Genomic DNA, 10,623 nt, shown 5'->3' with positions numbered 1-10,623 from the left:
CCGCCCGCCGCCCGCCGCCCGTGGGGCGGCAGGGCATGGGTAGGTCCCGGCACCGCTGTAGGGCGGTGCCGGGACCGTTCGGTTGCCGGGGCCGGGGTTACGCGGTGGCGGGCGTGTGGGCCATGTCAGCCGCGCCTGTGTCACCCGTGTCGTTCGTGCCATGCGTGGTGGGTGTGGGTGGGGTGGATGGCGAGGTGGGTGTTGATCAGTGCGGCGATGTCGGCGGGCGGGGTGTCGGCGGGTACGTTCGTGACCGGGTAAGAGTCGTCAGCGCCGGTGAGGCCGAGGTAGGTCCACTCGATCGTGAGCGGAACGGCGGGGGCGGGGGCGGATGTCGGGCTGAGGGGGATCTTCAGCTTGACGAGGCGGCCCTCGGGTGAACGGTAGAACTGGTTGAACGCGTGGTCCTCCCGGTGGCCCTGAAAGCGGCGTTGGAGGCCGTGTCCGGTGAGGGCGCGGGTGTAGGGCAGGGTGAGCGGCATGCACGCGGCGATGTCGTCGCGGTCGAGGTAGAAGTCGCCGAGGATGTCGGTCATGTGGGCGGCGATGACCGCGAAGTCGGGTCGCCCGCCCGGCATGCATGCCTCGCAGGTGTGGGCATCGCCGCAACTGTCGCAATCGCCCCACAGGAAGAACATGTCCTCGTAATCGCAGATTTCGAGGAGAGCGCCGTCGTCGCCGTGTTCGGGACGGACGATGACGGGCTGATCGTGGCGGTCGTCCCACATGATCGCCCAGCCGGGGCCGTGATCGGCCAGCGCGCGGGCGTGCCGGGGGCTGATGATACGGCGGGCGGGGGTGGTGCTGGCAGGTGTCATGCGGTGCCTTTCGATTTCCCGGCCTGTTATTCCGGTGCCGTGTCGGCGGTGTTTGCCGCCTAATTCAATGGACGCTCGATCCACAATGTTTGTCAACCGGGATGCGTATTAGCCTCGCAGATTCTTTCGCGCGGTATTCGGGCAATCGGGCATCGTTCGCTGTCGTCCGGTGAAATAGGTGAAGAGTCGGACGCGCGCCTGATGTCAAGCCGATTCCGCAGGCTTCTTGCGAGATGTTTTCGCAGATCAGCGGTTGGATTTTTAGGTTAGCCTCTCCAGCCGTTGGGGTGACATAAAAAATGGCCCGGTCGACTTGCCGTCCGCGTTATGTGCGAGGGATGGTCGTGACGCAAACGAAAACACCGGCCCGGACGGGGCCGGTGATGCGACCGGAAAGGGCGTCACGAAATGGCTATTCACACCCCGGAAATGACCGCTACCGAAACCGTTCCCGCTGACACGGAAACCGCCGCCGCCATTCCCGCCGGGGCCGCGCCTGTGGTGCCCCCTGACGGCCCCGGCACCGCCGCCCCGGACACAAACCCGGCCACAAGCGGGGACGCGCGGGTGGAGGCGGTGTGGGCCGCGCTGAACGCCAACCCCGGCGCATCGGCCACGGTGATCGGGGCGGCGGCCGATCTGAACCGGATGGTCGCGGGCAAGATCCTCAACCAGTTCGAGGCCGAGGGGCGCGCCCGCCGTGAGCCAGGATCGAACGATGGTCAGACGCGGGGCCGCGCCGCTGACCGGTGGTACCCGATCATCGCTGACACGCCCATGCCGACCGGCACCGCCGACGCCTCGCCCTCGCCCTCGGCCCCGGCCCCGGAGCCGTCGGATGTCGCGCCCGCCGCGATCACCGCGCCGGACACGGAAAATCCGGACGCGGAAGCCCCGAACGCGCAGGCGGTACCCGCGTCGGATGAGGAGGCGGTCCCGTCCGCCATCGTTTCGGCCGACCCCGCCATCGCGGAGGAGCCGACCGACGAGGCGGACCTGGCTGAGGAGCCGGGCGGCCAGCCGGAGGGTCTGAGCTTTGAGGACACGGCCGGTCAGGACTCGGAAGAACAGACGGGCGGCGAACACGACTCGGTTCCCGACGCCGACATGTCCGAGCCGGTGTCTGAGCTGGTGGACGATGATCCGGCATGGGCGCGGGCGCGGGCGGACCTGACGGAACTGGTCGAACTGTTCGGCGGGGTGATCTCGGCGAAGGGCGAGGGGAACGCTGTGATGGCGTTGGGGTACCTGGAAATGGCCATGACGAAGGTCGCCTCGGCGCACCGTAACGCCCGGGCGGTGCTGACCGGCACCACCGCCGCCCCGGCCCGCCCGGCGGCGGCCCGCCCGGCGGCGGCCCGCCCGGCGGCGGCCCGTCCGGGTACCGCAAGCGGCGCGGGTACGGGAGATGGGGTCCGGCCGAGTGCGTTGCGGGACATGGTGCACGCGCACCTGATCGCGTTCCCGGACAAGGACTTCACCCCGTATGAGATCGGGCGGGCGCTGGACCGTTCGTCCGGTGCGGTGGCCAACGCGTTGGACCGGCTGGTCAGCCTCGGTGATGCGGTGCTGTCCTGTGAGCGGCCCCGCCGCTTCGCCCTCGCCCCCACCGCCGCCCCCGCCACGGTTGCGGCTGTCCCCGCCGACGCTGATGCCGAGAACGCCGTGAGGGCCGACACCTACGGCGACTGAGCCGGGTGCGGGCGGGCCGCCCCAACCGGCCCGCCCCACCCGCCGCCTCGGCCCTGCGCCGGGCTCCGACACCCCTGTCACCCACTGATCACCGGCGTACCGCCCCCGACACGGCGGGACCGGACCCACCACACCCCATCGCTTCTGTTTCGCATGCCCGCACATCACCACCACGCATCAGCACCGCCCATCAGAAAGGGAACTGTCATGGCTCACGAGATCGAGGTCTTCGCCAACGGTTCGGCCGGGTTCGCCGCCGCCGGTAAGCCGGGCTGGCACGGGCTCGGCTACACCGCGCCCGGCCCGATGACCGCCGAGGACCTGCTGTCCAACGCCCAGCTCGCCGGGTGGAACGTGCGCAAGGTGCCGGTCGGCCAGGTCACCGACCCCGTCACCGGCCTGCCGGTCGTCACGGACGAGGACTTCCTGGTGGTGCGCACTAACCCGGTCACCGGAGCGCCCGAACGGCTCGGCCGCGTCGGCAGGGACTATCAGGTCCTGCAGAACGAGGACGTCACCGGCTTCCTGCAGACGCTGGTGGACGAGTCGGGGGCGATCTTCGACACGGGCGGCTCCCTGAACGGCGGGCGGCGGGTGTTCGTCACCATGCGGCTGCCCGAGCCGCTCATGGTCGGCGGGTTCGACCAGCTCGACCTGTATCTGGCGGCGTTTTCCCGGCATGACGGTTGGGGGTCGTTCGTCACCGTCGCCACCCCGGTCCGGGTGGTGTGCGCGAACACCGAACGGGCCGCGCTCGCTCATCACGCCTCGAAGTTCACCGTCCGGCACACCGGCAACGTGGCCGGGCGCATCGCCGAGGCGCGTGAGGCGCTGAAACTGACCTGGAAGCACGGGGAAGCGTTCGCCGCCGAGGCCGAGAAACTCCTCGCCATGCCGATGGATGTGAAGGAGTTCCGGCAGTTCGCCGCCCGTCTGCACCCGCTTCCGGCCGATGCGAAAGAGCTGGCCAAGCGTAATCACGATCTGACGATGCGGGATCTGGAGTACCTGTTCGCGCAGGCCCCGACGCAGGAGCCGATCCGCAACACGCGCTGGGCGGCCTACAACGCGGTGACCGAGCGGTTGGATCACAAGAGCCCGGTGTTCGGCAGCCGCGACGTGGCGACGGTGCGGGCGGAGCGGGCCCTGCTGGACGACCACGACCACGACAAGGTCAAGGCCCGCGCGTTCCGGCTCCTGGCCACCGCCTGACCCACAGCGCCCACAGCGCCGGTGTCCGGTACCGCCCCCGCACGGGGGCCGTACCGGACCCCACACCGGCCATTCCCCGACCGGCGACACAAGGCCGCCCGCCCCGATCCCCGGGGTTGCCCGAGCGGCAGGGTCCGGGCCGAGGCTCCGACCGGCCGGTACCCCGCCCCGCGTACGTCATCAACCGTTACCGAAGGAGATCGTCATGGGACGACTCGAAGTCCTGGCCGTTCACCAAGCCAACGCCGCCCGCTGGGAACTCAGCGAGGCCCTCAACCGCATCGCCTGCCTCGATGACGAGGGCACGTTGCACGATAAGGACCTGGGCCGTATCGCTTACGCCTATCAGCGGTTGTCGTGGTGGCAGCAGGTCACCGACCTCACGCACGGCCGCGAGGAGGCCGTCGACGGCGCGACCGCGCTGCTGACCGTGCGGCAACGGGCTCAGGACCTGCTGATCAACGCCCGCCCGATGACCAACGGCGGCTTGTTCGCCCTGGCGATGGCCGAGTCCCGCCGAGGCGGCGCACGGGCGTTCCTGGACGCGACCGAAAAGCTCGCCGAGGCGCTGGCCCTGCCTTCCGATCACGACACCCGTCCGGCCGACACCGTCAGGCCCGCGACCGCGACCGAGCGGACCTCGGCCTCGGAACGTCGCCCGTGACGGCGTGTGCGGGGGTGTGTCCCACCGTCCGCCCCCTTGCCCGCCTGCCTCACCGGCCTGCGCCCTGCTCGGCTCGGGCCGGGTGACGTGCCGAGCCGTCAGCCGGGCGGCCACCCCATGACCCTCACCCTCAACGGTCCCTGTCACCTGACGAAAGGACAACACACGATGGATCACCTCTACCAGCCCGGCCCTCTGCCCCCACTCGGTGAACCGAGCAGCCCCCCTCCCGCCCGGGACGGCACCATATCCCGGGATGAGACGGCGCGGCGCTCGTGCGATCAGCTGACCGCCGAGAAGATCACCGACTCCCGCCACGCCTTCTACACGGCGGCAGCCAAGGCGATCTTCGCCTTGCAGAACGGGCAACGGCTCTTTGGCGAGCAGGTGTTCACCGCCGTCCACGCTCAGGCATCACGCGCCTGGTGGGATCTGGTGGATGAGGAGATCACCGGTAAGAAGCTGACCTCCGATCACGCGGTGCGGCGGGTGCGTTCCTGGGCCCGCCACTACCTCACCGGGGAGCCTCCGGTGGCCCGGCCGGGCACGTTGTTCGATCACGCCCTCGCGCACGCCGCGCGCATCGCCGCCCGTGACTTCCTCCACGACAGCGGCCACCTGCTCACCCAGCACCTCATCCAGCAGAGCGCCCATCCGATCGCGGCCACGCCCGTGGACCACGACCACCCCCGACCGGACAGCCCCGCCCCGCCAGCCTCGACGGTGGCGGGACCATGACCGGCCACCCGACCCCGCCAGCGCATCCCGGCGCTGGCAACACCCCCGAAGAAAAGGACACCCATGTCATGAACAACCCCCAGCAGTATCCAGCCTCCGCCGCACCATCAGGAAAGGTTCCGGCCGCACTGGAGACGGTCATCGAGCAGGCCCGCAGCGCCCGCCAGCAGCACCTCGACGACATCATCCGGCGGCTTGGCCGGGGCGAGCGGCTGAGTGCCGAGCAGATCTACACCACCCTGCGCGCACAGACCCTGTGCACATGGTGGCGGCTGATGGCCCGGCACATCGAGCACGCCGATAGCGGAGGCGTGCGTCCGGCTGAGGCCGTATCCAGGTTCGTCTCCTGGATCACCCCTTACCTCGATGACCCCACCCCACCAGACCCCAACGTGACCGCACGAGCACCCGGAAGCAACGGCGAACTCGACTTCGCCCTGGCCCACCTCGACCACAGCCTCGCCCTCATCCGGCAAGGCGCCGCCCGCATCTTCCTCGCCCAGGCCGAGATACTCGCGCCGGCCTGCTTGGCGAAGCAGTCTCCGAGCGCCTCGACCGGGCAGGAGGCCACGGCGTGATCCACCCCCACGTCACCGGCACCGGCGAGCCCGCGTCCACCGCGCCGCAGCCACCGGCCGCACGCAGGTCCGGATCGGACCGGGATAGCACGCGGGTGGAGGTCTTCCAGATGCTCGGCTGGCGCTGGGACATCACCGAGGCCAAAAAGCTCACTCAAGGCCGGGCCCCGGATGGGTGGATCGTGACCGAGCGGTGGGCGGCCATGATCCAGCTGGTCGCCATCGACGCCGAGCACGCATACCGGGTGGATCTGTCCGAGCCGTTGATCATGGCCACGGTCCCGAACGGCGGCATGTTGATCATCGACGGCTGGCACCGTCTGTGCAAAGCCGTGGCCTTCGGGGTTGCGGAGCTGTCCGCCGTGATCCTCACGGAAGAAGAGGAGCTCGCCTGCCGGATCTTCGGCGGCGAAGAGGACGACGGGGAGGACGACGGGGAGGAGACAGAGGGAGAAAGAGAGGGAGACACGCCGGACGAGGACATGTTCGGTAGCGCCTGATCCGGTGGCGTAGGGGGTGTGCCCCGTCCAGCACAGATCAAGTGCGCTGGCCGGGGCACACCTCCTCCACCACCGGGTCTCATGCCGTTAGCGGCTTCGCGGTGGCTCATACACGAAGGTGCCCGCCTTGATCTGCGCGATGATCTTCTTCACGTCTTTTGGTGGGCCCAACGGCGGGCTGGTGTCGGGGGCCGGGCTGAGGTGGGGGGCGGTCTTGTTCGCCTCGGGCCTGGGCTTGATCCTCTTGACGAGAGGGCCGCCGCCGTCCGGGGCACCTGCCGGGCGGGGGTAGAGGGTGTGGCCGATGAGGCGAAGGACGGATTCGATGGGCAGTAGGTAGTCGATGAGACTGGTCTCGTCGTCATCGGTGAGGGTGGGGTCTTGGGGCCGGTTGCGGTTGTGCAGGGTGACCTGGCGAGCGCGGCAAAGGTGGTTGTAGAGCCTGCCCTCCAGCCATCCGGCCTCGCTGCTGTTGAGCGTCTCATCCTCGTTGGATTCATAGCGGATCAGCAGCGCCCGGTACCAGTGGTCGCGCTCTTTGAGCTGCTGGAGGACGCGGTGACGGAGTCCGGGGTTGGTGGCCTTGCCGACGTAGGCTCCCCACCGCCCTTGCGCGTCGGGGCGGTCGAGCAGGACGTAGGCGCCGGGGACGTTCCAGCCTCGCTCGAGGCGGTTGGCGTGGTCACGGTCGAGCAGGAGCATGCCGGCGACCTTGTGCTTGGCGCGGATCTTCATCGGATTGTTGAGGTCGTAGGAGAGGCTGACCACAAGCTGGGACGGGGCAAACCGCATCGCACACACGCGGGAGTCTCCTTCACCGGGTGCCGTTGGAGATCTTCCCGAACAGTATCGGACACCTCGCTCTGCGTAATCACGAGTTCCGGGGAAGAAAACGCGCAGCTCACCCACTGGATAGGTGCCCTCCTGGTGCCGGACGCGGCCACGGCCTCGCGTGGGGTGTCATCCCGCGAGGTCCGCCGTGGTCATGGCCGGGAGTGGCGGGCCCGTTCGCGGCCCGTGAGAGCGCACGGCGGCCGGTAGGGGCATGCTGTCCCGGGCGAGCCACGCTGTCGTTGTGGCCGTGGCATACGGTCAGCGTGGATCGGGCTGACTGATGGCGGGGTGGGCGAGAGGGCGAGTGAACTCGATCAGGTCCCCGCGTTGATAAGTGTCGATTTTGACGACGCTGCGCCGGTTGGGGGCGTGGATCATCTGGCCGTTTCCGATGACGATGCCGACGTGTCCGGGGCCGTCGGCTTCCATGCGGAAGAAGGCTAGGTCGCCGGGCTGCTCCTGCCCCGGCGGAATGGGTGGTCCGTGTCTCCATTGGTCGGCCGCGACGCGGGGGATGGTGATTCCTGCTGCTTGGTAGGCGCGCATGGTCAGGCCGCTGCAGTCGAAAGCGGCTGGTCCTTCGGCGCCCCAAAGGTACGGTTTGCCCAGTTGGGCGTGCGCGTACGCGAGCACGGCGGCGATCTGTTCGCCAGGGATGAGCGGGACGCAGGTTCCGGTGAGGGTGTCGACAAGGCGTTGGGCGAGCGGCTCCCACGGTGCGTAGGCGTCGGGGCGGGCGGAGCGCTGGACGGCTTGGGCGGCCCGGGTGAGCGGGAGTTGTTCCCAGCGCGGCACCTTGACCAGGCGGTCGTAGAAGATGCTGGTGGCGTGGCGGGGGTCGAGGATCTGCTCGGGGGTTCCCCACCCCTGGCTCGGGCGCTGCTGGAACAGGCCGAGGCTGTCGAGGTGGCCGTAGCGCACGTTACGGAGTTTGGATTCCTGCAGGGTGGTGGCGACCGCGATGACGGCTGCTCGCGCGGGTAGGTCGCGCTCCATGGCGATCTGGATGATGAGGGCGGCGTGGGTCTGTTGCTCGCGGTCCAAGGTCAGCGTGGAGGCCACGCCCGTCGATGCACCGGCCGCGACCGGTCCGCCCGCCGTGCTGCTCGTCGTGCTGCTCGTTGTCGCGGGTGTGATCGCGCAGGCCAGGCCGCCGGGTGTCCCGGGGCCGGTGAGGATGCTGGTGGCGGCTGCGATGAACGCGCAGATGATGAGCAGCAGGAGGGCGGCGCCGGCCGCGGCGGCCTTCACCTGCCCGGCTCCTCCTCGGCGAAGATACGGTCGAGGAACTCGTCATCGTTGTCCTCGGCGCTGGCCGGTTGCTCGGGGCTTGGGCCGAGGGTCAGGTGGGGCCAGCCGTGTTCAAGGTTGGCCAGCCGCATCCGTGTCTGCCCTGCCTCGGCTGGGGCTGGGAGCCAGACGGGTCCGGCGGGGCCGTCGCCGTGGGTGGTGTGGACGGCGGTGGCGATCGGGAGGTCATGGCTGGTGAGGAGTTTGCGCAGGTTGGTTTCGCGGGTGGGGTTGGGCAGCCAGAACAGGAGCGGGGTGGTGTGGTTGGTGGCGTCGGTGAGGTTGCGGTAGTCGTGGAGTTTGTCGGCGACGCGTTTGAGGGTTTCGGCGCCGGTGTCGTGTTCGAGGAAGAAGTCGATCTGGTGGCCGTTGTCGTGCCAGCAGCCGTAGGCGTCGGGGCGGGCTAGGTCGCTCCATTTCGTGGCGCATTGCTTTTCTGACCACCAGGTTTTCAAGGTGGCTTGCGGGGTGTGGCGGGCATGGTGATGGAGGTGTGAGAAGAAGTCGTTGACGCCGACCTGGTGGTTCAGTCGGGAGGAGACGGCGACGGGGATGTCGGGGTTGTAGCCGAGTTCTTTGAGGGTGATGCCTTGGCGGGCGGCCAGGGCGGCGGCTCCGGCTTTGCCGAGGGCCCAGTGGATGGGGGCCGAGCCTGCGCCGTATCCGGCCCAGGGCCGGAAGCGGGTGACGGCGTTGAGCTGGAACAGGATGGTCATGCGGGCGCGGGTGGCTTGGGCGATGGTGAAGAAGATGCGCTGCAGCTGGTGGGTGGTCAGGACACGGTGGCGGTGCAGGTGATCGAGGACCTGGTAGTCGCGTTCGGTCAGCCGGGCGGCGAGTGTCATCAGCGCGGTGTGATCGAGCCTGGGCTGGGCTGCCGGGATGGGCTGGATGGTGAAGCGGGGCAGCTTGCGAGCTGCCGCTGTGCGGGTGGCGGGCTGCTGGGCCGGCTGGCAGGTGCACGAGCAACCGCAGGGCTTGTCGGACATGGTGAACCTCCGTGACGTGGTCGGACTGGTCGGACTAGGGCGTGGGGCCGGTCAGTGACGGGTGGAGGCTGGGGGTGCGCCGGGGTCTGCGTCGGGAGGGGGAGGGCCGGGCGCTCTGTTTGCGGTTGGTTCGGGTGCCTGGCCTGCTCTCCGGGCAACCGCCGGTCCCGTGAACCGCTGGTGAGATGCCTGGCGGATCTCTGCTTCCCGGCCCTCAACCAGGGCGGGCAGGGGCCGGGTGCGCAGGGTGAAGGCGGAGGTCTGCTGGCCGTCGATGACGAGGCGGGCGGCGGCTTGGTAGGCGCCCAGGTGGGTGAGGTCGTGCGGGCTGATCAGCGGCGCGGTGTGGTGCTTCAACTCGCCTGCGTCTTTGGGTGAGGCGTTGAAGTAGACCTTGTTGCGGGCGTCGGCTGAGAGCGCTTCGCGCAGGTCGGCGGGTAGCTGGTCGAGATGCTGGTGGGCCAGGACCAGGGACAGCCGGTAGCCGCGTGCCTCGGCGAGCACGTCGTTGATGTGGCCGGGCAAGTTCAGGAAGTTGTGGCACTCATCGATCACCAGGGAGGCATCCGGCCTCTGTGATTCGGCCTGGTGGGAGCGGCGGGTGGCGGCCTGCCAGGTGTGGGCGAGCAGGATGGAGCCGAACAGCCGGGCTGCGTCGTCACCCAAGATGCCCTTGGGCAGCCGGGCCAGGACCAGGCCGCCGCGGTCGAGGAGTTGGCCGATGGGGACGGTGGTGTCCGGGCTGGCCAGTGCCTGCCGGACGAACGGGCGGAGCAGGACGGCGCGGAGCTTGTTCATCACCGGGCCGATGACGGTGGCCTGGCCGGCTGGGGTGAGGGCTTGGTAGGAGTCCCAGAACCCGGCCAGCAGTTCATCGCGCAGTTCGGCTGTGGTCCGGGCGCGGAAGGCCGAGTCGGTGAGCAGTCGGGGCACGTCGGCCAGGGTCGCTTTGTGGCCGAGGACGCTGGTCAGGGTGAGGCAGGTGGAGCGGAGCAGGTCGTCGACGCGGGGTCCCCAGGCGGTGGAGAAGCAGCGGTGGAAGATGGTGACGACGGAGTCGACGGCGAAGGCGGGGTCGTGTCCGGCGAGGATGTTGATTGATGGCGGCGGTGTGGGGTCTTGCGGGTCGAACACCACGGTCTTGCCGACCGCTCGTTGGGGGAGCCGGTTGAGGATGTCGGTGATCAGGTCGCCTTTCGGGTCGATGACCAGGGCGCCTCGGCCTGCTGCGGCGTCGGCCAGGACGAGGTTGGCGAGCAGGGTGGATTTGCCGACGCCGGTGCCGCCGAGGACGTGGGTGTGATGCCG

General features: G+C 69.3%; 11 protein-coding genes. 6 read left to right on the top strand and 5 right to left on the bottom strand.

Features of this window, described 5'->3' with window-relative positions:
- Window positions 1–140 precede the first annotated feature (140 nt).
- Window positions 141–818 (bottom strand): hypothetical protein, encoded by a 678-nt coding sequence (locus tag ACFPZ3_RS51280; RefSeq protein ID WP_379521746.1) that lies wholly within the window; start codon window positions 816–818, stop codon window positions 141–143.
- A 429-nt stretch (window positions 819–1,247) separates the two neighbouring features.
- Here ACFPZ3_RS51280 and ACFPZ3_RS51275 point away from each other — a divergent pair, with 429 nt between their 5' ends.
- From ACFPZ3_RS51275 to ACFPZ3_RS51250, 6 genes are all read left to right on the top strand, one after another.
- A complete protein-coding gene (locus tag ACFPZ3_RS51275) occupies window positions 1,248–2,510 on the top strand; it encodes a hypothetical protein (RefSeq protein ID WP_379521745.1) in 1,263 nt (420 codons plus the stop codon).
- A 207-nt stretch (window positions 2,511–2,717) separates the two neighbouring features.
- The gene (locus ACFPZ3_RS51270) at window positions 2,718–3,722 is read left to right on the top strand and encodes a DUF932 domain-containing protein (RefSeq protein ID WP_379521744.1); all 1,005 of its coding nucleotides are present in this window, start codon (window positions 2,718–2,720) and stop codon (window positions 3,720–3,722) included.
- Between the two features lie 205 nt (window positions 3,723–3,927).
- Window positions 3,928–4,386, top strand: coding sequence for a hypothetical protein (locus ACFPZ3_RS51265; protein ID WP_379521743.1), 459 nt, complete (start codon window positions 3,928–3,930; stop codon window positions 4,384–4,386).
- A 168-nt stretch (window positions 4,387–4,554) separates the two neighbouring features.
- The gene (locus ACFPZ3_RS51260) at window positions 4,555–5,124 is read left to right on the top strand and encodes a hypothetical protein (protein ID WP_379521742.1); all 570 of its coding nucleotides are present in this window, start codon (window positions 4,555–4,557) and stop codon (window positions 5,122–5,124) included.
- A gap of 68 nt (window positions 5,125–5,192) precedes the next feature.
- A complete protein-coding gene (locus tag ACFPZ3_RS51255; protein ID WP_379521741.1) occupies window positions 5,193–5,702 on the top strand; it encodes a hypothetical protein in 510 nt (169 codons plus the stop codon).
- Complete coding sequence (locus ACFPZ3_RS51250; protein ID WP_379521740.1) at window positions 5,699–6,202, top strand: hypothetical protein; 504 nt, start codon at window positions 5,699–5,701, stop codon at window positions 6,200–6,202. The genes ACFPZ3_RS51255 and ACFPZ3_RS51250 overlap by 4 nt, the downstream gene beginning before the upstream one ends.
- 87 nt (window positions 6,203–6,289) lie before the next feature.
- Here ACFPZ3_RS51250 and ACFPZ3_RS51245 read toward each other — a convergent pair whose 3' ends face one another.
- From ACFPZ3_RS51245 to ACFPZ3_RS51230, 4 genes are all read right to left on the bottom strand, one after another.
- On the bottom strand, window positions 6,290–6,994 hold the full coding sequence (locus tag ACFPZ3_RS51245; protein WP_379521739.1) for a GIY-YIG nuclease family protein: 705 nt from the start codon (window positions 6,992–6,994) through the stop codon (window positions 6,290–6,292).
- Between the two features lie 300 nt (window positions 6,995–7,294).
- The gene (locus ACFPZ3_RS51240; protein WP_379521738.1) at window positions 7,295–8,287 is read right to left on the bottom strand and encodes a C40 family peptidase; all 993 of its coding nucleotides are present in this window, start codon (window positions 8,285–8,287) and stop codon (window positions 7,295–7,297) included.
- The gene (locus tag ACFPZ3_RS51235) at window positions 8,284–9,315 is read right to left on the bottom strand and encodes a replication-relaxation family protein (protein WP_379521737.1); all 1,032 of its coding nucleotides are present in this window, start codon (window positions 9,313–9,315) and stop codon (window positions 8,284–8,286) included. The genes ACFPZ3_RS51240 and ACFPZ3_RS51235 overlap by 4 nt, the downstream gene beginning before the upstream one ends.
- A 51-nt stretch (window positions 9,316–9,366) precedes the next feature.
- The coding region (locus ACFPZ3_RS51230; RefSeq protein ID WP_379521736.1) for a type IV secretory system conjugative DNA transfer family protein at window positions 9,367–10,623 on the bottom strand (1,257 nt) is incomplete at its 5' end.

The sequence above is a fragment of the Nonomuraea insulae genome (assembly GCF_042656245.1).
Note: the sequence above shows the minus strand (reverse complement) of the source record. Positions and strands in the feature narration are given on the sequence as shown.